This is a genomic window from Acinetobacter sp. YH12098, from assembly GCF_013419235.1.
Classification (GTDB): Bacteria; Pseudomonadota; Gammaproteobacteria; order Pseudomonadales; family Moraxellaceae; genus Acinetobacter; species Acinetobacter amyesii.
Genome location: NZ_VPAO01000007.1, coordinates 17431 through 38841 on the forward strand (window position 1 = coordinate 17431; position 21411 = coordinate 38841).

Annotated in this window: 15 protein-coding genes, 4 tRNA genes and 1 pseudogene; 10 read left to right on the forward strand and 10 right to left on the reverse strand. The window is 42.0% G+C overall.

Annotation, left to right across the window (positions count from 1 at the left end; translation table 11 throughout):
- Positions 1 to 69: 69 nt before the first annotated feature.
- From FTU38_RS03280 to glyQ, 3 genes are all read right to left on the reverse strand, one after another.
- Positions 70 to 543 (reverse strand): hypothetical protein, encoded by a 474-nt coding sequence (locus FTU38_RS03280; protein WP_180007118.1) that lies wholly within the window; start codon positions 541 to 543, stop codon positions 70 to 72.
- 107 nt (positions 544 to 650) lie between these two features.
- The gene (gene glyS, locus FTU38_RS03285; protein ID WP_180110560.1) at positions 651 to 2720 is read right to left on the reverse strand and encodes a glycine--tRNA ligase subunit beta; all 2070 of its coding nucleotides are present in this window, start codon (positions 2718 to 2720) and stop codon (positions 651 to 653) included.
- Positions 2720 to 3703 (reverse strand): glycine--tRNA ligase subunit alpha, encoded by a 984-nt coding sequence (glyQ, locus tag FTU38_RS03290; RefSeq protein ID WP_067666981.1) that lies wholly within the window; start codon positions 3701 to 3703, stop codon positions 2720 to 2722. The genes glyS and glyQ overlap by 1 nt, the downstream gene beginning before the upstream one ends.
- A 200-nt stretch (positions 3704 to 3903) precedes the next feature.
- Here glyQ and FTU38_RS03295 point away from each other — a divergent pair, with 200 nt between their 5' ends.
- Both FTU38_RS03295 and FTU38_RS03300 read left to right on the forward strand, forming a co-directional pair.
- The gene (locus tag FTU38_RS03295; protein WP_078192784.1) at positions 3904 to 4416 is read left to right on the forward strand and encodes a hypothetical protein; all 513 of its coding nucleotides are present in this window, start codon (positions 3904 to 3906) and stop codon (positions 4414 to 4416) included.
- A 258-nt stretch (positions 4417 to 4674) separates the two neighbouring features.
- Complete coding sequence (locus FTU38_RS03300) at positions 4675 to 5781, forward strand: HPP family protein (protein WP_078192783.1); 1107 nt, start codon at positions 4675 to 4677, stop codon at positions 5779 to 5781.
- A gap of 118 nt (positions 5782 to 5899) precedes the next feature.
- Here the strand turns inward: FTU38_RS03300 and FTU38_RS03305 are convergent, their stop codons facing one another.
- Entirely contained in the window at positions 5900 to 6157 is a 258-nt protein-coding gene (locus FTU38_RS03305; RefSeq protein WP_078189754.1) for a PspC domain-containing protein, read from the reverse strand.
- Positions 6158 to 6460: 303 nt separating this feature from the next.
- Between FTU38_RS03305 and FTU38_RS03310 the strand changes: the two genes are divergently transcribed.
- Positions 6461 to 7114, forward strand: coding sequence for a hypothetical protein (locus tag FTU38_RS03310; protein ID WP_257225666.1), 654 nt, complete (start codon positions 6461 to 6463; stop codon positions 7112 to 7114).
- Between the two features lie 137 nt (positions 7115 to 7251).
- Here the strand turns inward: FTU38_RS03310 and FTU38_RS03315 are convergent.
- The 6 genes from FTU38_RS03315 to FTU38_RS03340 all read right to left on the reverse strand — a co-directional run bounded on the left by FTU38_RS03315 (position 7252) and on the right by FTU38_RS03340 (position 13484).
- Positions 7252 to 7327: transfer RNA gene (locus FTU38_RS03315), tRNA-Lys, on the reverse strand.
- 263 nt (positions 7328 to 7590) lie between these two features.
- A tRNA-Lys gene (locus FTU38_RS03320) sits at positions 7591 to 7666 on the reverse strand.
- A gap of 49 nt (positions 7667 to 7715) precedes the next feature.
- Positions 7716 to 7791 (reverse strand) — tRNA-Lys (locus tag FTU38_RS03325).
- 21 nt (positions 7792 to 7812) lie between these two features.
- Positions 7813 to 7888: transfer RNA gene (locus FTU38_RS03330), tRNA-Lys, on the reverse strand.
- Between the two features lie 140 nt (positions 7889 to 8028).
- The gene (locus FTU38_RS03335; protein WP_180110561.1) at positions 8029 to 9870 is read right to left on the reverse strand and encodes a long-chain-acyl-CoA synthetase; all 1842 of its coding nucleotides are present in this window, start codon (positions 9868 to 9870) and stop codon (positions 8029 to 8031) included.
- Between the two features lie 185 nt (positions 9871 to 10055).
- Positions 10056 to 13484, reverse strand: a complete 3429-nt coding sequence (locus tag FTU38_RS03340; protein ID WP_180110562.1) for an Rne/Rng family ribonuclease — start codon at positions 13482 to 13484, stop codon at positions 10056 to 10058.
- A 394-nt stretch (positions 13485 to 13878) separates the two neighbouring features.
- Here FTU38_RS03340 and FTU38_RS16995 point away from each other — a divergent pair.
- From FTU38_RS16995 to FTU38_RS03370, 7 genes and pseudogenes are all read left to right on the forward strand, one after another.
- Positions 13879 to 14187 (forward strand): annotated as a pseudogene (locus FTU38_RS16995) (hypothetical protein).
- A 55-nt stretch (positions 14188 to 14242) separates the two neighbouring features.
- Entirely contained in the window at positions 14243 to 15214 is a 972-nt protein-coding gene (locus tag FTU38_RS03345; protein ID WP_111884107.1) for an RluA family pseudouridine synthase, read from the forward strand.
- A gap of 151 nt (positions 15215 to 15365) precedes the next feature.
- Positions 15366 to 16034: an HAD-IA family hydrolase gene (locus FTU38_RS03350; protein WP_111884106.1), complete on the forward strand. Its 669-nt coding sequence runs from the start codon at positions 15366 to 15368 to the stop codon at positions 16032 to 16034.
- 689 nt (positions 16035 to 16723) lie between these two features.
- Positions 16724 to 17521 (forward strand): 2-keto-4-pentenoate hydratase, encoded by a 798-nt coding sequence (gene mhpD, locus FTU38_RS03355; RefSeq protein ID WP_078189749.1) that lies wholly within the window; start codon positions 16724 to 16726, stop codon positions 17519 to 17521.
- A gap of 36 nt (positions 17522 to 17557) precedes the next feature.
- Complete coding sequence (locus FTU38_RS03360; RefSeq protein ID WP_180110563.1) at positions 17558 to 18454, forward strand: acetaldehyde dehydrogenase (acetylating); 897 nt, start codon at positions 17558 to 17560, stop codon at positions 18452 to 18454.
- Between the two features lie 11 nt (positions 18455 to 18465).
- Positions 18466 to 19485: a 4-hydroxy-2-oxovalerate aldolase gene (gene dmpG, locus FTU38_RS03365; protein ID WP_180110564.1), complete on the forward strand. Its 1020-nt coding sequence runs from the start codon at positions 18466 to 18468 to the stop codon at positions 19483 to 19485.
- A 547-nt stretch (positions 19486 to 20032) separates the two neighbouring features.
- Positions 20033 to 21313, forward strand: coding sequence for an OprD family outer membrane porin (locus FTU38_RS03370; RefSeq protein WP_180110565.1), 1281 nt, complete (start codon positions 20033 to 20035; stop codon positions 21311 to 21313).
- Positions 21314 to 21411 lie beyond the last annotated feature (98 nt).

Consider the following 21411-nt stretch of genomic DNA (forward strand, 5'->3'; position numbering starts at 1 on the left):
ACCGTCTCATTGAATTATCAGGACGTTATTCTAAATAACCCATGAGGCCTTAGCTGGTTTATTTAGCGATTAAAGTTTTGGCAAAAAGAACAACAACACAAGGCCACCCAATACTCCACCGATAATGAGCCAATCTTTCTTACGCATATCTGCAACACGAATTACTGAAAAATACAGGCTGCTAAAAAATAGAAAAACGAAGACAAATAGCACGAGGGGATTATTGAATATAAATTTAGTACTGCCCAATAAAACGAAAATGGTTGTGCTCGACAACCAATACACCAAACTTAAAACAAATTTTGAAAGCGTTAAGTAACGCACAGTGCGGTCTAATCTTGGCAAAGTCACCGCAAGGATGACGATTCCAATAAATCCACCCAAAACAGAAATAATCAAAAAGAATAAAGCACCCATATCTGGCTTGTTTGGAATGTATGGATAAACCTTCCAAAGGTAAAAGCTGCATGCCATCAATACTGTATGTAAGATAAAAAGATAGAGATCTGGGCGGTAAGGATGATTGACTGTAATACTTTTCATATATTGTTCTTATCAAAAAATCCCGCTATTTCTAACAGGATTTTACCTAGATTTCAAACGGCATAAAAAAACCCGCTTTAAAGCGAGTTTTTAATTAATGCTTAAACTTAGTGCTGTAACACTGAAATATCAGCCACTTTCGTAAACAAGTCACGAAGCTGTGCAAGCATACGTAAACGGTTCGCTTTTAAGTCAGCATCATCTGCCATCACCATCACACCGTCAAAGAACGCATCGACTGGCGCACGAAGTGCAGCAAGTGCAGACAATGCAGCAGTGTAGTCCTTCGCAGCAAATAATGGCTCAACCACAGGTGTGATTTTCGCAAGTTCAGCGAACAATGCTTTTTCAGCATCTTCAACTAGATTTGCTTCAACGACATTTCCTTCAGGTGCAGCTTCTTTCGCAAGAATGTTTGCAACACGCTTGTTGGCAGCGGCAAGTGCAGCAGCTTCAGGGAGGTCACGGAAATGATTTACCGCATTTACACGTTTATCAAAATCAAGTGGCGATTTTGGAGAAAGTGCTTGAACCGCTTGAATCACATCTACAGCCACGCCTTGGTCTTCGTATTTAGCACGGTAACGACCTTCAAGGAATGCAACAGCATCCGCTAAAGTCTTATCGTGATCTTTCAATACATCGCCATAAGCAGCAAGTGCAAGTTTGATTAGATCTTCAATCGAAACATCTAAATCATTTTCAGTCACAAGACGCAAGATACCAATTGCAGAACGGCGCAGTGCAAACGGATCCTTCGAACCTGTCGGCGCTTGACCAATACCAAAAATACCTGTGAGCGTATCTAAACGGTCTGCAAGCGCGAGCGTTGTACCGGTCTTGGTTTTTGGTAAAACGTCACCAGCAAATTTAGGTAAGTATTGTTCACCTAAAGATTCAGCAACTTCATCATTTTCGCCTTCAATACGTGCGTAGTAAGTACCCGCAATACCTTGAAGCTCAGGGAACTCACCCACAAGTTCAGAAGTTAAGTCGCATTTTGCAAGGAGTGCAGCTTTTTCTGCATCAGCTGGGTTTGCGCCAGTAATCGGCGCAAGCGCCACAGCCAGCTTGGCAATACGTTCAGATTTGTTCCAAAGCGTACCCAATTCTGCTTGGAACACCATGTTTGCCAATTTCTCTTTACGAGACGCAAGCGGCTGCTTTTGATCTTGCAGGAAGAAGAATTCAGCATCTGACAAACGCGGACGTACAACTTTTTCATTCCCTTCAATAATTTGAGACGGATCTTTCGACTCAATATTTGACACGGTAATGAAGTAAGGTTGAAGTTTATTGTCGCTATTCACTAAGCAGAAATACTTTTGGTTGTCCTGCATCGTCGTGATGAGTGCTTCTTGAGGCACTGCAAGGAAGCGTTCTTCAAAGCTTGCACGCAGCGCAACAGGCCATTCAACCAATGCTGTTACTTCGTCACGTAAGTCCGCAGGGACAATCGCAATGGCATTTACTTCATCAGCTAAAGCTTTGACTTGTTGGTCGATGATGGCTTGGCGCTCTTCAAAGTTTGCAATCACTTTTGCAGTACGCAGGGCATCAAGATAAGCATCGGCATTTGCAAGTGTGATTGCTTCAGGCGCATGGAAACGGTGACCATAAGTCACGTTGCCTGCTTGGTGATCTTGAATGGTTGCATCAATCACATCGCTGTCTTTCAACAACACAACCCATTTTACAGGACGTACAAACTCAGTACGGCTTGCAGCAGAACGCATGCGTTTTGCGATAGGGAGGTTATCTAAAGCGTGTTGTAAAATTTGTGGAAGTAAAACATCAAGGCTTTGACCTTTCACGTCTTTTAAGTAGCACACTTTTTCAACTTTACCGGCTTGGAAAGTCGATACTTGATCAACAGTGATGCCTTGACCACGCATAAAGCCTTCAAGCGCTTTAGTTGGTTTGCCTTCGGCATCAAACGCTGCTTGTTTAGCAGGGCCATCAAAACGTTTTTGTGTGTCTGCTTGTGCACCGTCTACATTGACAATTTTCAATGCAAGGCGACGTGGTGCTGCATAAGCTTCAATCGCATCAAATGCAAGACCTGCGTCTTTTAAACCTTTTACCGTTTCTGCATGAAGCGCATCACGTAATTTTTTTAAGCTTTTTGGTGGAAGTTCTTCGCAGCCTAATTCGAACAATACTGTATGTTTAGACATTATTTGCTCTCCTTAGATTCTACTTTTGCTTCCGCTTCAACTTGTGCTTTTAACTGAGCTAATACTTCGTCACGTAAAGCAGGTTCTGCCATCGGGAAGCCAAGCTTCGCACGCGCAGCGACATAGCTCTGTGCAATAGCACGAGCCAATGTACGTACACGTAAAATATAACGTTGACGTTCAGTTACTGAAATTGCGCCACGTGCATCAAGTAAGTTAAAGCTATGCGATGCTTTAATCACTTGTTCATAGGCAGGCAGTGGAAGTTCAGCTTCCATTAAACGAGTCGCTTCAGCTTCATAGAAGTCGAATAATTCAAACATTTTTTCAACGTTGGCATATTCAAAGTTATAGGTTGATTGTTCAACTTCGTTTTGGTGGAACACGTCGCCATAAGTCACTGTACCAAACTGACCTTTAGTCCAAACCAAATCGTAAACAGAGTCTACACCTTGGAGGTACATCGCTAGACGTTCTAGACCGTAAGTGATTTCACCTGTCACAGGGTAGCACTCAACACCACCGACTTGTTGGAAGTAAGTGAACTGAGTCACTTCCATACCGTTTAACCAAACTTCCCAACCTAAGCCCCAAGCACCCAGTGTTGGAGATTCCCAGTTGTCTTCCACGAAACGAATGTCGTGAACAAGGGTATCAATACCAATGGCTTTTAATGAATCTAAGTACAACTGTTGGATGTTGTCTGGGTTTGGTTTCAATACGACTTGGAATTGGTAGTAGTGTTGTAGGCGGTTTGGGTTCTCACCATAACGGCCATCTTTAGGACGACGAGAAGGCTGAACATAAGCAGCGTTCCAAGTTTCAGGGCCTAAAGCACGTAGGAAAGTTGCAGTGTGGAAAGTACCTGCACCCATTTCCATATCGTAAGGTTGAAGAATGACGCAGCCTTGTTCAGCCCAGTAGTTTTGTAAGGCAAGAATTAAGCCTTGGAAGGTATCAATATGCGATATGGCGCGACTCATGGTCATCCACTTAAAATTAGATAAAAATTGTGCTCAATTATAAGGATTTTGGGGGTGTGTGGCAAAGGGTTAATCATTCTTGAATCAAGCTTTGATGTTTTAATGATGCGCAGAATTTTATATTTTCCTATTGTACAGAATAAAAACGAAGTTACTTGTGGCATAAAGTGGATGAATAAATTGAATGATGAGCGATAACAATGTTTAAGAAGTCTTTTATTGTGATAAGTATGGTGCTATCTGCCTGTAGTACGACGCCTGTAGCTTTGTATTCAGATTCATCACTTCACGCTTCAAAAATTGCGACTATTACAAATTCTTGCAACGCGGAATGTAAGAATTTGATTAAACAGCAGTTAGTGGTCAGCTCAAAGTATCAAATGAGCGAAGGTCTTTTGCTTGAGGTCAATGGTCAGCAGGGGACGCGAAAAGTCACACGAGGAATGGCTTTTGACTCACCTATTCACGGACGGTTTACCACCGCGGTAGAACAGGGAAAAACTGAGCTCGTCATTGATCATAATTCACAGCTAGTTATCGCTCGTCCAGCTCGATTCACTGTTGATTTATTGGGTGGGCATAATTATGTGATTGGACGTATTCGAGTTGAACGAATCCCTTCGGCTTATTATGAATGGTTTCCTATTGTGTATGATGAAACAGCTCAGAAAATTATTTATGGCAGTGAAGATTTAATTGATCAAGATGAATAAGCTGACCGCCTAAATGTTCCTTTGTTTTAGTGAGTACAGATGTGAGCGCTGATAGATTTTTTATTTTAATTATCAGTAACATATAATGAGAATTTTAGGCTCATTTCTTGGGATAAAACTACGCAAGTAAGCGGCGTATACATCATTCAAAAGAATCAAAAGTAAAATTTATAAGATAAAGATGTAAGTTGAATACATCTTATTGCTTGCATGGCTTTATAATTGCCACATCTCGCAAAACAACAAACAAGGTATCTCGTGTTTCACGCAAAATCAGCTTGGCTCAATACGCTTAAACCCAACTTTAAAGTTCTGCCTTTAAAAGACCGCATCCTGTGTGGGGTAGGTGCTTTGCTGGGCCTGAGTATTTCTTCGCTGATCAGTTGGCTGGCGCTAGATGACTTAAATGCGTGGTATATCGCCCCGATGGGCGCATCGTCCGTACTGCTCTTTGCTGTACCTGCCAGCCCATTGGCACAGCCGTGGAATATGGTAGTCGGTAATAGTCTTGCGGCCTTGATTGGTGTGACGTGTGCGATGTTTATTCCTAATTTAACCGAAGCATTTAGTATCGCGGTTGCATTAGCGATTATCTTAATGATGACCACAGACTCATTGCATCCACCAAGTGGAGCCGTGGCGATTACAGCGGTATTGGGCGGAGAGGCAGTCCATGATTTAGGCTATGCCTTTCTTTTTTATCCAGTCCTTTTAAATTCGGTCCTCTTGATGGTGGTTGCTATCATTTATAACCGATTACTAGGCAAGCAGTATCCACAAAAAGCACAAGTCAATACTCGGACGACAGATCCAACACCGACACAAAAAGTGTCGATTCAGCCAGCGGATATTCAGCAAGTCTTAGAACAGCAAAGTCAGTTGCTTGATATTAGTGAATATGACTTACAAAAAATTATTTTAGAAGCACAGCAATTAGCCAGTCGTCGTGGCCTAAGCCAGTTTCATTGTCGTGACATCATGAGTCAGCAAGTGATTACCCTGCGTGCAGAAGATGATATTCAGTCAGCATTGGAAAAGTTTAAACAAGTCAATTTGATGAGTTTGCCTGTGGTGAGTGATTTAGATCGCTTGGTGGGAAATTTGGCTTTATATGATGTAGTGGAATGGTTTAAACGTGCCGCAGACCCCAAAGCCAGTTGGGAAAATCACGTTTATCAAATTATGAATCCCAAAGTGGTGACCGTGCAGCCGGATCAGCCGATTGAAGACTTGGTGCCATATTTTGTGGAAAGATCTTTTAATTATATTCCAGTTGTTGAGCAAAAACGGTTGGTGGGAATGATTAGCCGTGCCGATATGATTGCCGCCTTATATCAACAGCTAAATCAGCAAACAAAATCTTAAGCCTTAAACTTTGATTTAAATTCATCAGACTTAAATATGGCTTTGCCAATATATAGGCAAAAAAAAGCTACGGAATCTTGGGGGAGAAACCGTAGCGACCAAACTGGGTCAAAGGATTTTAACGTCTGTCATCATTCACAGTACGAATAGGGTCTGAATAGCCATTGGTACGGAAAAAGTTATCTTGTGCTTTAGGCATGACTAACCATAAAACCAAGTACACCAAAATACCGGGAAAGGCTGCGCTTAAGCATGATACAAAGATAAAAATAATACGCAGTAAATTTGCGTTCCAACCAAAACGTTCAGCAATACCCCCCATCACACCAGCAATCATGTTAGAGCGGTTTGAGCGATATAAACCAACATTGGCCATTCAGGTCTCCTTCAAAAAAAAGAATAAATTTGAATATTTCCAAATTCATATTATAGAAATGGTGACAAGCTTTGCGATTTAAAGGGTGCAGAAAAAAAATTAAGTAAAGTTATGTAATTTGAAGAATTGGTTTGATTAGTTTGCCTTTAAAATAGCTTGAGTGTTAATTAAATATCAACGATAACAATGAGATATGATATAACATATATCGCAAATATATGTATACAGCGTTGATTATTTGATTACAATATTAAGTCAGCAAGAACTGAAAAAACCAATGAATGATTGGTCTTGGCACATTATATGAAAACATCGGCTTCACCTTTTTTGATGAAATTTGCATATCTTTCAGTATTTGCAGGAGTGTTCAGCCTCTCTTTTATTGGTTGTAGTCCAACGCCTCAACCCGCAGCGGATAAGGGTGAAAGTTCGGCATCAACTGTCGCATCGGAAGTTCAAGCGAAGCAAGATCATGGAAAAAAATTAACCCAAGTGGCAGGGCAGGCGACATTGCCGAATGACGATGAAATAAAGTCAGCTCCTGTTCCTGAGCATGCCAAAATTTTTATTGGACGTTTTCATGCCAAAGTAAAATGCGATGACAGTTTTATTCCATGCCCAGAAGGCGATGCGGAGTTCATTCTTAACTTATTGCCAGATGGCACGGTACACCGCAGTATTATTCAAATTGGTAAAGTGTTTGCTGAAAAAACCAATACGCCAGGCATTAATGTGAAATACCGTAAGGATACGTGGAGTGTTAATGAAGCACATACCGAGCTGGTGGTTCATCGAAAAGAAGGCGTGAATTTCTATTATCATGTGATTAATGAAAATAAAATCACCATGGATTTAGACAAAATTCGTCAAGGTGAAGTCGACCGAAATCAGGAATTATTTTCTAAAGGCTATCCTCAGCCTCAACATGCCTATACCTTGGTGAAAGACCCAAATTAAATACTGCGAATGAAGTAAATAAAATTATAAATTGCGTTTGAGTGTCGGCGTGAAATTCGCAGACATTGGCTAATCGAATGCAACTAGCTTATAAAAAATTGAATTATTAATACGATATAGTTAAGACAAAACAGAATTGGTGGGTTGTGTGGGGTTCGAACCCACGACCAATAGATTAAGAGTCTACTGCTCTACCAACTGAGCTAACAACCCTGAGAAAATTTTAAAAGAGCATTTTTAAAATTTTAGCAAGATAAACGAAGCGCGTAGTTTTGAATACTAGGGAATATTTGTTATCTAAAATTTTTCAGGTCAAATACTTCATCTAGCAAGACAAGAATGATACTTCGCAACATCGCTATAGCAAAATTTCGAGAATGGCGAATCAAAACCAATAATGGTGATGGTTTGTCTTGGTCGGAACCTGCAGGTTTCTTTTTCTTCAACTGCCGGAAGAAAGAAGCCCTAAGAAAGAATGGTGGGTCGTCCGCGACTCGAACGCGGGACCAATAGATTAAAAGTCTACTGCTCTACCAACTGAGCTAACGACCCTTAGGGGGTATGCACAAGATTGTAATCTAAAACTGGCATTTTAGAAAGATGGTGGGTCGTCCGCGACTCGAACGCGGGACCAATAGATTAAAAGTCTACTGCTCTACCAACTGAGCTAACGACCCATCTTGTGGTATCGAAGGAAATGGTGGGTCGTCCGCGACTCGAACGCGGGACCAATAGATTAAAAGTCTACTGCTCTACCAACTGAGCTAACGACCCATTTCGCTTGATGGTGCGTATTGTAGCAAGATCTGCTTCAAGCGCAAGTAAAAATTCATAAACTTGCTTGTGTTTGATTATAAATACAACAAAGTAGCTCATTTTAGCGGATATCTGTCGCTAAAATGAGCGCTATTTGCTTAAAAACGGTATTTATATGCCTGAATATTGGCATAAATTTCAGGAGTTAAATCACAGTAAGCAGTTGCATTTGGCAGCAATACCAATAAACGTTCATCAGTTTGCTTAGGATCAAAGGCTTGTTCTTTCAGCTTATTTTTTTGGTATTTAAACGTACCTGTGGTTTCGACTTTTTTCTGTACACGTAAAAATACCGGCACAGCATAAGCGGGTAAGCATTTTTTAAATTGTAGAACCATTTCACTACAATCTTGTTCGTTGAGTTCGGCACCATCAGTCAGTGTAATGGCAGCCATACCTGCACGGCCATTGGTATCTGGAATTTCTACGCCATAAACCACAGCTTCAGCAATTTTATCGTACTCACTCACCATGTTTTCAACTTCAGTGGTTGAAACGTTTTCACCTTTCCAGCGGAAAGTATCGCCTAGACGGTCGACAAATTGTGCATGACGGAAGCCAATGTCACGAACCAAGTCACCTGTGTTGAAGTATGAGTCACCATGTTTGAATACATCTTTCATAATGACGGATTTGTTTTTTTCCGTGTCGGTATAGCCATCGAAAGGTGAGCGACGGGTAATTTTACCGATGAGTAAGCCGACTTCGCCTTTTTTCACTTTAATGCAGCGACCTTTAGCATCATGTACAGCTTCATTTTTTCCTTTATCAAACTGAATAATCGCATAAGGCGTTGGTGAAAAACCAACGGTATTGTCGAAGTTAAACACATTACTAAAGCCGACGTTGCCTTCACTTGACGCATAGAGTTCAAGGACTTCCTCAACCCCAAAGCGTTCTTTAAACTTATCCCAAATGTTTGGTCGCATGCCGTTACCAATCATTTTTTTCACACGATGGCCTTTTTCAAGGTCTGAATGTGGGGCATCCATCAAGTAGCGGCAAAGCTCACCCACATAGCCAATGGCTGACGCATCAAATTTTTGTACATCTTTCCAAAATGAAGAAGTTGAAAACTTGCGACGCAGGGCAAGGGTGGCGCTACCGGCAATCACCCCACACCAACAAACCACAGTACCTGTAGCATGGTAGAGCGGTAAGGTCACATACATCACATCATCTTTATTCAGATTAAGGACGTGACCATATGTTCCATAAGCCAAAGTCCAACGGCTGTTGGTGAAAATCACCGCTTTAGGTAAGCCTGTTGTCCCAGAGGTGTAGATATAAAATAGGCCGTCTTTGCCTTTTACACTTGCAGTGGTGGGTGTGTTGAACTTTGGAAATTCATCAATCGCTTCTGCAAGGTTTAAGAAGCCTTTCGGTGCTTGACCGGCATCTACACGAGTGGCTTGATCTGCGAACCAATGTAAACGATCTGCAGCTACACTGAGATCACCACGAATCTCTTCTACGGCTTGACGGCATTCTTCGCCCACAATTACCGCAATTGGGTTTACTAAGTTGATGCTGTGTGTCAGGACTTTGCCGACTTGTGAGGTGTTGACCAAGGCACTGGTGACGCCAATTTTGGCTAAAGCCACGATGGTTGCAACGAGTTCAGATCGGTTTTCGATCATCACCGCAATCACATCACCTTTTTTTGCACCGAGTGCAAGGTAATAGTGACCAATTTGATTGGCCCATTCATTGAGTTCGTTATAGGTATATTTTTGCTCTTCAAAATAAAGCGCATAACCTTTAGGATTACGCTTTACGGCTTTTTCAAATGCAATTCCTAAGCCTGCGGAAGTATTTGGGGTACGTAAATAGGCTTGCTTTAGACCACTCAACAGGTTGGGTACTTTGCTAATGAACGCGGGAATTTTTGCTGCAACATCAGCAATCCCAATAAGGTCGTGTTGTGTAGTTTGGCTCATGTGAATCCTATTTATTTTTCGTAATCCGATACGGTCTATTTCTTTGCAATGAAATTTGCAGCAAATTCTACAATTGTCTTTTAATCGTTTCGATCTAGTGCAATCAACCTAATTTGACAAAAGTATCAAAAAAAAACCAGTCACCGAAATGACTGGATTTTTTTATTCACCTGCAAAATAGCAAATTACTGCTCAGTTGCGGTGTTTGCTTTTTTCGGTGGACGACCGCGAGGACGACGAGGGCGTGCAGGTTTTTCACCTTCAGCGGCCGAGTTTTCGTCTACAGGACCCTCAACTTTCTTTTCCGTTTCAACGGCTTGAGCTTTTTCTTCTACTGGTTTAGTAGGAGCTTCAGACACTTCTTCCGTCTTTTCAGGCTGCGCACTCACATCCAGTTCAGCTTGAACGGGTGTCGGTACTTCAGCTTGAGCGGGCACAGGTGCTTCAGTTTGAACTGCAACGTCGGATACATTGACTTCAACTGTAGCAGCTTTAGCTTCTGCAACTACAGGCGCCTCAACAGCAGTGTCTGCGACAGGCGTAGCTTCCACCTCAGCATGTGCTTTTGCTTGGTCTTGTTTCGCTTGTTCAGCGGCAAGTTTAGCAAGGCGACGACGCTCACGTGGGTCATTAGCAACACGTTTATCTGACACAGGCTTTGGTGGTGTCAAATCCAACATTGGCGCTGGTTCAGCTTCAGGTGCAGCTTTTGCAACTTGAACATCACGAGTGACAGGCTTTTTCTCTACAGCTGCTTCAGCTGCAGGTGCAGTCAAAGTCGCGGCATATTCTTCCGTGAATTTTTGCAATGCACGGTTGAATGTTGGAATTAAGCCAAATTGCTCAATCAGTACTGAGCAGTCTTCACCGTATACATGCTTAATCAAGCTGCTTACAGTGTATTGACTCAGTGTCGGCACTTGAGATGGCGAAATTTTCGTAGCCTGTGCTTGTTGAGCGCGAGCTGCACGTTGTTCGCGGCGGCGTTGACGTGGGTCATTGCTTGCACGAGACGGTTTTTGCTGAGCATGCTGTGGTTTATGTCCTACTTCTTTTGTTTCAGTCGCAGGTTTTTCCACTTTTTCTGCTTCAACGACAGCGGCTTTTTGGACTACTGGGGTTTCTACAGGTTTTTCAACTGCTGGGGCAGTATTTAGCGCTACGATTTCGCTTTGAGCTTGATCAACATTTACTACAAGTGCTGTTGGTATCACGTCTTGACGTGGTGCATCAACAACTTCAACTTTAGGTTGACGTTGATTGCGGTTTTCAGATTGTTGCTCAGTTGCAACTTCCTGAGCAATCACTTGCTCGTTCAATACGCTTTGATCGCGGTGGCGATTTGGGCGATTTGGACGTTGTTGGTTGTTGCGGTCACGACGTGGAACAGACTGCGGTTGTTCATTGTTTTGAACATCGTGCTGTACTTGTTCATTGTTATGTTGACGGCGTGAGTTACGACGGTTTTCACGTTGGTCTTGACGGTTGTCTTGGCGCGGTTCTTGACGTTCAGAACGTTGCTCTTGGCGTTCGTTTTGACGTGCTTCGTTATTGCGCTGCTCTTGACGATCTTGACGTGAAGATTGTAACACTTCTTCATGAACTTGATGCGGTTGAGCTTCTTGTTCACGTGGTTCTTTATGCTTAGTACGCTTTTTGTTGTGACGTTTTTCTTCACGGTCAGCTTTTTCTGAATGGCTGTCACGTTCTTGTTTGTGCACAACAGAAGAAGGCGCAAGGTAAGCATTATTGTCTACGACAACAACAGGCGCTGCCGATGCAGGGGTAATTTGACCAAACTGGCCACGGCTTGCAGCACCGCTATTTACCATTTGTTCAATTGCAGCAGCGGCATTGTTTGCAGTACGCGACTGGTCAACGGTTGCAGCTTGTTTTTGAACAAATAAGTTTTCTAACCATGCACATGGACTAGATGATGCTGCAGGAGCGGCAACTTGTGCAGGTGCTTGTTGAGCAGCAACGGGTTGTTGCTTATTCTTTTTGTGGCCTTTTTCTTGTTGTTGTACAGGTGCTTGTTGCTGAGCAGCAGCGGCCTGTTCTTCACCTAAGTGCCACTCAGATGCTTCGTAACCCAATTCTTTTTCGCTAGAACGTGTCGCTTCAGTGCGTTCATAGCTTGTAGGTGCAAAACCTTCAGGGTTATACGAAATTTCGTAATGTGGTGTTTCTAGGTGAGGGTGTGGAAGTACAGTCACACGAACATTTGAAGTTTGTTCAAGATATACAAGGCTGTGACGCTTTTCATTCAATAAGAATGCAGCAATTTCAACAGGCACTTCAACTTGAACTTCACCATGACGTTCGCGTAGCGCAATTTCTTCCACTTTACGCATAATTGAAAGTGATAAAGAACGTAGGTCACGTACCATACCTGTGCCATGACAGCGTGGGCACACATAACCAGTGGCTTCTTCAAGCGATGGACGTAAGCGTTGACGGCTCATTTCCATCAAACCAAAGCGTGACAGTTGACCGAATTGGATACGTGCACGGTCACTTTGTGTTGCTTCACGAAGTTTAGCTTCAACCATACGTTGGTTACGGTCTTTGGTCATGTCGATGAAGTCGATCACAACCAAACCACCGATATCACGTAAACGTAATTGGCGAGCGATTTCTTCAGCAGCTTCAAGGTTGGTATTGAGTGCTGTATCTTCTACGTCGCTACCACGTGTTGATTTTGCAGAGTTAATATCAATTGAAACCAGTGCTTCAGTTTGGTCAATCACAATTGAACCACCAGAAGGAAGTTTTACTTCACGTTCATAGGCAGTTTGGATTTGACTTTCGATACCAAAATGAGCAAATAACGGTTCATTTAACGTATAGGTTTTTAATTTGTCGATTTGACGTGGCATCACCGCTTTAACAAAGTTATAGGCTTCGTTATACGCTTGCTCAGAGTCAATTAAAATTTCAGCAACATCATCACGTAAATAGTCACGGATCGCACGTGTAACCACACCGGCTTCTTGGTGAACCAACATTGGTGATGGACCAGAACTTGCAGTGCTCTGGATTTGTGCCCAAAGGTCCAGCAAGTGTTGAAGGTCAAGTTGGAGTTCTTCTTGAGAACGACCAATACCTGCAGTACGTACAATCACGCTCATGCCACGAGGGACATTTAAAGACGCCAACATTTCTTTCAACTCTTCACGAACTGAACCTGAAATTTGACGGCTAATACCGCCACCTTTCGGGTTGTTTGGCATCAAGACCAAATAACGACCAGCAAGAGAGATAAATGTAGAAAGGGCAGCACCTTTATTACCACGTTCTTCTTTTTCCACTTGAACCAAAAGCTCAGTGCCTTCAGTGATCAATTCTCGGATGTTTGAAGTTTGGCGAGGATCTGCTTTGTAATAAGAATTAGCTATTTCGCGCATCGACAAGAAACCTTGACGACCTGCACCGTATTCAACAAATACAGCTTCTAAAGACGGCTCTACGCGAGTCACATGACCTTTATAGATATTCGATTTTTTTTGTTCACGGGTACGATTCTCTAAGTCAAAATCGTAAAGACGCTGACCAGTGACAAGTGCAACGCGAATTTCTTCGGCATGTGTTGCATTAATCAACATACGTTTCATGGGTGTAACACCTAATAGTGATACACAGAAGAACATCGCCTGACTCGTAGCGAGCATCAGATAGCATGGATCAAGTTGCACAGATCGAAAAACATCATCTGTGCATGTGTACCGACCTTCTTTGGGCGGGCAACGGTTTTTGATTCACGTATTGATGATGGCAATACGGCTTCAATCTTTTAAATGATTAAAGTCACCTGAACGCGTTTCACTGGCGGACAAACGGTGCATTGGATGTGAGTAACTTTCACTGTCACATTGCTCGAAGAGCATCCATTCATATCTGATAGAGCGTCTTGATACGGAATTATCATCGTACCTTTACAAACTGTGCAGATCCAATGCATCAAACGTTGTGGCCTGAACACGATTTCCAGGGAGCGACTGGTCTGATGTGTATCAGTTTACGTTTAAAAACCAACCTTGGTTGGCACATATTTTTTTGGGGCAAACTGTTTTATGTACCTACGGCACAATTAAACGCAACAGTTTGCAGTTTTGCCGATATAATAAGCCTTCGGCGTCGGCATAATTCTTTTGGGACCTTTCCGAGCTAAATGAGTAATTGCTTGAAAGTTCAATGACAGTAAATACTGAAATGAATCAACTTTTACTCAGTTACGGTGGTTTCCGTGCGCTGACTATATCAAACCTTGCATCATCTGCCTATGGGCTAAGCTTATGTTTCTTGCGAAAAGTATAGCTTAAATGATCAATTTTTAATCAATTTTAGTATTTTTTTAGGTCACAGTAACTGTATGAATTCTACGCAAGAATGGCAAAGCGTCACCTGGTTTGAAGTGGACGAGCATCAGGCGGGTCAACGTATTGATAATTTCCTGTTTAGTCGTCTGAAAGGTGTGCCTAAAAGTCGCATTTATCGTCTGATTCGTGAAAGCCAAGTTCGCGTCAATAAAAAACGCGTCAAAGCGGAAACCAAACTCAATATTGGTGACCAAGTTCGAGTTGCTCCAATTCGTTATGAGCAAAAAGATGAGTCTGCGGTTCCCGTATCGGACAAAGTGGCACAAAGTTTACTGAGCCGTGTGGTGTACGAAGATGAAGGCTTAATGGTGGTAAACAAACCTTCTGGTATTGCTGTTCACGGCGGTAGTGGTGTGGCGTATGGCTTGATCGAAGGCTTACGTGCCGCAACAGGGAAGAAATACCTTGAGCTGATTCACCGCATTGACCGTGATACCTCGGGCTTGGTGATGATTTCCAAGAAACGTAGTGTGCTGAAAACCTTGCAAGACATGCTGCGCGAACACAAAATCCAAAAAACTTATGCTGCTGTGGTGAAAGGCGTGGTGAGTTTGGATAAGCAGCTCATTGATCAGCCTTTGCATCGTTACGAACTGGCAAATGGCGAGCGTCGTGTTCGTGTATCACCTAAAGAAGGTAAAGAGTCGAAGACGCTGTGGAACGTGAAAGAACGTTTTATGCATGCCACATTGGTGTATGCGTCTCCACTTTCGGGCCGTACCCATCAGATCCGTGTACATGGTTTAAGTATTGGTCATCCATTGGTGGGCGATGAAAAATACGGTCATGAAACTGAATACCGTGGTCCAAAGCCACGTCGTTTATGTCTACATGCTATGCGTTTAGAAATTCCGGGTTACCAAACCATTGAAGCGCCATTGCCAGAAGATATGCAAAGCCTTGTGGCGCAGCTACGCGCGCAAAAAGCCGACAAAGTGGTGAAGTCTTCAGAAGATGACGAGTAAGTTTTAAATACGAGACTTCTCTCCCTGAGCAGGACTGCTTCGTAAGTTTTCTTTCTCCCTCTCCTTTAAGGAGAGGGCCGGGGTGAGGTAAATAAATTGATGCACTCCAGAATCTGAATTACCAAACACTGAATCAAATCTAGGAAAACGTATGAACTCAGCTGTAAAACTAGTCATTTTCGATTGGGATGGCACTTTATTTGATTCTGTGGGTCAAATTGTAGCGAGTTTAAAATTTGCAGCAGATCAATATTCACAGCCGCTGACCGATGCTGATGCGAAAAGTATTATTGGTTTAGGTCTGCCGGAAGTCGCACAGCGGTTATTTCCGACGGTTCCTGAATTGCACAGCGACATTTTGCAAAGTTATGCCGATCACTATGTGGCCCATTCCAAAGGGGATATGTGGTTTGATGGTGTCGCGGATATGTTGCAGGAATTACGCGATGCCGGTCTACAATTGGCTGTTGCAACAGGAAAAAGTCGTAAAGGTCTAGACCGTGTCTTGGCTCAAACGCAAAGTCATGAGTTGTTTCGTGCGACACGTGCAGCCAGTGAAACCAAATCTAAGCCAGATCCGTTGATGTTGGCAGAAATTTTGGCGGAAACAGGACTACGTGCCGATCAAGCCATTATGGTTGGTGATACGTCGTATGATTTAGAAATGGCCCTCAATATTCAGATGCCACGTGTAGGCGTGAGCTATGGAGTGCATACTGTAGAAACACTCCAGTGTTTTCAACCCTTACATATTGCACATAGCGTAGGTGATTTGACTGAATTTCTACTAGAACACGTGAAATTACGTCTAGCTGTATAGTTTTAGATACAAACGAGTAAAAAGGGTGAAATTTGTTTTCACCTTTTTTGTTACCAAATGAATAGTAATGCCAGCTCTACTTGATGAAATGAGTAAATTCAATTATTTAAAAAAGTAATAACACTAGATTTTTCTACAATAACAAGCAGTCTTCTAGCAAATTTACCTTAAAAAATTGAGCGCAACTATTTGGCCTTTTACCACAAGCTGGAATAGATTTTTTGTTTGAATTTTTGGTTTTATCTTATTGTTGTTTATTGATTTATTTTTAAATTTCCAATTTATTAAACTAAATCATATGAAATTGAACACCTATGCGTAAAAGTTGGCCTGACGCTAAAATAATCTTTTAATCTTATCTTTTAGTCGTATAAGCCAAGTTTTTTAGTAGAGATTCAGATTTAAGGGCGAAAAAAATAGTGAATTTTATTTAATTATTTTAACTTAAGTTTTTGAATATTAATAATAAATAATGATTAATTTATAGCTAATAGCTATAGTCATAAATAAAATAAGTATTGGTATTCACTTTCTAAAATCTCGATGCTAAATGCATCTAAACATAACGTGTAGTATGTCAAGTGAAATGCTTTAGGCGAATCCTGACATGACTTTCATCACTTTGATTTTGATGGTGATCGGGATGAAACACGTTGTGCATCCAATTTTTGCAGTTTAAGGAAACATTGATGTCGAATTCTGCTGTTGTTGAATCAGTTGCGCAAGCATTACGCGATGCGGAAGTAAATCAGGCTGCGATTGCACCGATCCGTCCACAACTTGGTGGTGAAAGTGCTGATGTAGATATTGCTTATGCCGTTCAAGAAGTGAATACCAAACGTGCGGTGGCAGAAGGTCGTCGCCTTGTAGGTCGTAAAATTGGCTTAACTTCAAAAGTTGTACAAGCGCAGTTAGGCGTTGATCAACCTGACTTCGGTATGTTGTTTGCTGACATGGCGTATGGCGATGGTGAAGAAATCCCTGCTGGTTTATTGATTCAGCCAAAAGTTGAAGCAGAAATTGCTTTGGTGATTAACCAAGATTTGACCAAAGAAAAACACACCTATGCAGACATTATTAGTGCAACAGAATATGCACTGCCTGCCATTGAAGTGGTCGATAGTCGTATCGAAAACTGGAAAATCTCGTTGATTGATACTGTGGCAGATAACGCATCTTCAGCAGGTTTTGTACTGGGTTCTAAGCCTGTAAAACTTGCAGATCTTGACCTTGTGAATTGCAAAATGGTCATGACTCGTGGTGAAGAAGTGGTTTCACAAGGTGTGGGTAAAGCATGTCTTTCTAACCCATTAAATGCAGCAGTGTGGTTGGCTGACGAAATGGTTCGTCGTGGTCGTCCATTGCTTGCAGGTGACATCGTATTGACCGGTGCTTTAGGCCCAATGGTTGTGGCAAATCCTGGTGATGAATTCAAAGTTGAAATTGAAGGCTTTGGTTCTGTGACTGCAGCATTTGCAGCGAAATAAGCTTGGGTTTTACGGAATTTTTAAGAGTACACATTCATGAAAAAGATTAAATGTGCATTGATCGGTCCAGGGAACATTGGTACTGACTTGCTTTACAAACTTCAACGCAGCGAATTTTTAGAACCAGTATGGATGGTTGGTATTGACCCGACGTCTGAAGGTTTGGCTCGCGCTGCTAAAATGGGTTTAAAAACCACTGCTGAAGGCGTGGATGGTTTACTTGCACACGTAATTGAAGACGACATTAAAATCGCATTTGATGCAACTTCTGCCTATGTTCATGCTGAAAACAGCCGCAAATTAAATGAACTTGGCGTGTTAATGATTGACTTAACACCTGCTGCAATCGGTCCATTCTGCGTACCACCAGTAAACTTAGAAGCGTTATTGGATGCCGGTGAAGTTCCGAACGTCAATATGGTGACATGTGGTGGTCAGGCAACGATTCCTATGGTTGCTGCGATTTCACGAGTTCAGCCTGTTGAATATGGCGAAATCATTGCAACAGTATCAACAAAATCTGTGGGTCCAGGTACACGTAAAAACATTGATGAATTTACTCGTACGACTGCTGGCGCTATTGAAAAAGTGGGCGGTGCGAAACAAGGTAAAGCGATCATCATCATTAACCCTGCTGAGCCACCACTGATGATGCGTGATACTGTTCACTGTCTTGTTGAAGGTGAACCAGATCAAGCAGCAATCACTGAATCTGTACATGCGATGATTCTTGAAGTTCAAAAATATGTACCAGGTTACAAACTTGTAAATGGTCCTGTATTTGACGGTAACCGTGTTTCAATCTTCTTAGAAGTTGAAGGTTTAGGTGATTATCTTCCTAAATATGCAGGTAACCTCGACATTATGACTGCGGCAGCTGCACGTACTGCAGAAATGTTTGCAGAACACGTTTTCAAAACTGCTGAAGCTTAAGGAATACCAAAATGTCTAAGATTATTATTAATGATATGACTTTACGTGATGGTATGCACCCAATGCGCCATCAAACCACACCAGAGCAAATGGTTGCCATTGCCACTGCGTTGGATGATGCAGGTGTTCCTTTAATTGAAGTCACACACGGTGATGGCTTAGGTGGTAACTCTGTGAACTATGGTTTTGCAGCAGCTACTGATGAAGAATATCTGAAAGCAGTGATTCCAAACCTGAAACAGGCAAAAGTTTCTGCACTGTTATTGCCAGGTATTGGAACAGTTGATCATCTGAAAATGGCGCATGATGTAGGTGTGGCAACCATTCGTGTGGCGACACATTCGACTGAAGCAGACGTTTCTGAACAGCACATTACTGCAGCACGTAAACTGGGTATGGATACTGTGGGCTTCTTGATGATGGCACACATGGCTTCTCCTGAAAAATTGCTCGAAGAAGCACAAAAAATGGTGTCTTACGGTGCAAACTGTATCTATGTAACAGATTCTGCAGGCTATATGTTGCCTCAAGATGTGACTGATCGCGTAGGTATTTTACGTGCCAACCTCGGCTCAGACATCGAAATTGGTTTCCATGGTCACCATAACTTGGGCATGGGCGTTGCGAACTCTGTATCGGCTGTGACCGCAGGTGCAACCCGTGTTGACTTGGCTTCGGCTGGTTTAGGTGCAGGCGCAGGTAATACACCACTTGAATTGTTTGTAGCGGTCGCAAACCGTATGCAAATGGAAACAGGTGTGGACTTGTTTAAAGTGCAGGATATTGCTGAAGACTTGATCATTCCAATGATGACGCATCAAATTCGTGCAGACCGTGATGCAGCAACTTTAGGTTATGCCGGTGTTTACTCATCGTTCCTATTGTTCGCAAAACGTGCCGAAGCAAAATATGGAGTATCTGCGCGTGAAATTCTACTTGAGCTTGGTCGTCGCGGTACGGTGGGCGGTCAGGAAGATATGATCGAAGATTTGGCATTGACCATGTCTAAAGCAAAAGAAGCCAATGCTTAATTTGCTTTAAATCAAAAAGCGCCCGAAATGGGCGCTTTTTTTATGTCTGAAGTGGCTGTGTTGGTTTGAGATGGGCTTGAGATTACGTTGAGATTGATTTGAGGCATGAAAAGTGGATTGAAATAAGAAATATCTTACGAACCAATGGCTGATTTCGAGCAGCCATAGTAGTAAAATTTAACTTTAAGTTGTTGATGATTATATAAATTAAATATCATGTCATAGCTAAATTTTATAACTCAAATAAGGATAAATCTCAGTAAAAAACTTTGTTTAAACTTAAAAGCAATTAATACAGCGCATGTAATTGCAAAAAATAAAAAACTTTAAATTTTATGTTATTAAAACATGGGGTTAATTTAATCAGTTGTTCTAAATAATAAAAAAGAGTTATTGTTTTAATCTCTAAGGAAAATAACCAGAAATAGCTTCCAAAGTTCAAGTCGTACAAAAGCCTGATAAACCTTAATACTGTAGTCGGATTTTTTTCCAAGGTATTGTTGAGCATGATGATGTCATAGCTTAATTTGATCACTGGGAATAAGCCATGCGTCGTCAAAATTTATGGATAGCAATTCTTGCTGCGACAGCAACATTAGGAACATCTGCAACTTATGCGGATTTTGTTGACGACAGCCAAGTGCAATTGAAATTTAAAAACTTTTATTTGGATCGTCAAATTGAAGATACTCCAAATAAAAATTGGGGTTCATGGTCGCAAGGCATTACGCTGGATGCGAAGTCAGGTTATCAGGATATTGGCGCGGGCATTCAAGTCGGCGCGGACCTGCTGGTACAGCATGCCTTTAAACTCAATGGCCGTGATACCAATGCAGACTTTATTTTGCCGCACGATGGTAAAGAATCAAAAGATAACTTTGGTAAAGTGGGTGTGACCCTTAAAGCCAAAGTGTCAAAAACTGAATTGAAAGTGGGCGAGCTATTGCCGGTATCTCCAGTGCTAGTATTTGATCCATCACGTCAGTTGCTGACTACTTACAGCGGTGCATGGCTGGAGTCGAAAGACCTGAAAGATACCAAGTTGACCGTGGCTTATATTGACGGTATTAATAATCGTTATGATAACCAGTTCCGTGATTTAACTTTATTTTCACCAGGTAAAGAGCTGCCGAATGGAAAAATAGGTCATTTTGACAACGGTCCAGCATCTGACGGGATGTATATTGCGGGGATTGATCACCAATTTACGCCTGAAATTGGTGGTAGCTACTGGTATGCCGATGTTCAAGACATTTACACACAGCAATATGTCGGCGCGAACTATAAAACTAAGTTAGGTGACAAAGCCAAACTGGATAGCCATATCCGTTACTTCGATAACTCGGATTCGGGTGACAAACTGTATGGCGAAATTGATAACCAAGCGTTATCGGTTGGTGCGAAAGTGAATTACGGTTCGCATACCTTTGGTTTGGGTTATCAACAAATGTTTGGTGATAATGCATTCCCAACACTGGGTGGATGGGTGCCGCAGCCGTACTTAGTCAACTGGGGTATAGCAACATTTACTGCAAAAAATGAAAAATCATGGGGCTTTACGTATGGTTATGACTTTGCAGAGCTTGGTGCGAAAGGCCTAAATGCTACAGCGGTTTACTTTACAGGTTCTGATGCAGAAATTGGTACTGCAAATGGCATCCTGAAAGATCAAAAATCTGATGAGCTTAACTTAATCGTGAACTACACCGTGCCTGAAGGTAAGTTGAAGGGCTTAGGCTTCCAGGCAATGTATATCGATGCCGATTTCGATTACAAATCTGACTTGCAAGAGTACCGTGTCGCGACAACTTATACCTATAAGTTCTAATTTCTCAGGATAAAAAAGAGGGAAGTGGATTCATTGCTTCCCTTTTTATTTGCTGGGTTATTTAAAAAAGAAATACCTCAAAGATTTTATGGATATAT

What these genes read in the sequence shown, in the direction of transcription:
- FTU38_RS03305 (WP_078189754.1), bottom strand. Translation starts at nt 6,157, where the DNA reads ATGGCCAATGTTGGTTTATATCGCTCAAACCGCTCTAACATGATTGCT.
- FTU38_RS03345 (WP_111884107.1), top strand. Translation starts at nt 14,243, where the DNA reads ATGAATTCTACGCAAGAATGGCAAAGCGTCACCTGGTTTGAAGTGGAC.
- FTU38_RS03370 (WP_180110565.1), top strand. Translation starts at nt 20,033, where the DNA reads ATGCGTCGTCAAAATTTATGGATAGCAATTCTTGCTGCGACAGCAACA.
- mhpD (WP_078189749.1), top strand. Translation starts at nt 16,724, where the DNA reads ATGTCGAATTCTGCTGTTGTTGAATCAGTTGCGCAAGCATTACGCGAT.
- dmpG (WP_180110564.1), top strand. Translation starts at nt 18,466, where the DNA reads ATGTCTAAGATTATTATTAATGATATGACTTTACGTGATGGTATGCAC.
- glyQ (WP_067666981.1), bottom strand. Translation starts at nt 3,703, where the DNA reads ATGAGTCGCGCCATATCGCATATTGATACCTTCCAAGGCTTAATTCTT.
- FTU38_RS03360 (WP_180110563.1), top strand. Translation starts at nt 17,558, where the DNA reads ATGAAAAAGATTAAATGTGCATTGATCGGTCCAGGGAACATTGGTACT.
- FTU38_RS03340 (WP_180110562.1), bottom strand. Translation starts at nt 13,484, where the DNA reads ATGAAACGTATGTTGATTAATGCAACACATGCCGAAGAAATTCGCGTT.
- FTU38_RS03280 (WP_180007118.1), bottom strand. Translation starts at nt 543, where the DNA reads ATGAAAAGTATTACAGTCAATCATCCTTACCGCCCAGATCTCTATCTT.
- glyS (WP_180110560.1), bottom strand. Translation starts at nt 2,720, where the DNA reads ATGTCTAAACATACAGTATTGTTCGAATTAGGCTGCGAAGAACTTCCA.
- FTU38_RS03295 (WP_078192784.1), top strand. Translation starts at nt 3,904, where the DNA reads ATGTTTAAGAAGTCTTTTATTGTGATAAGTATGGTGCTATCTGCCTGT.
- FTU38_RS03310 (WP_257225666.1), top strand. Translation starts at nt 6,461, where the DNA reads ATGAAAACATCGGCTTCACCTTTTTTGATGAAATTTGCATATCTTTCA.
- FTU38_RS03335 (WP_180110561.1), bottom strand. Translation starts at nt 9,870, where the DNA reads ATGAGCCAAACTACACAACACGACCTTATTGGGATTGCTGATGTTGCA.
- FTU38_RS03350 (WP_111884106.1), top strand. Translation starts at nt 15,366, where the DNA reads ATGAACTCAGCTGTAAAACTAGTCATTTTCGATTGGGATGGCACTTTA.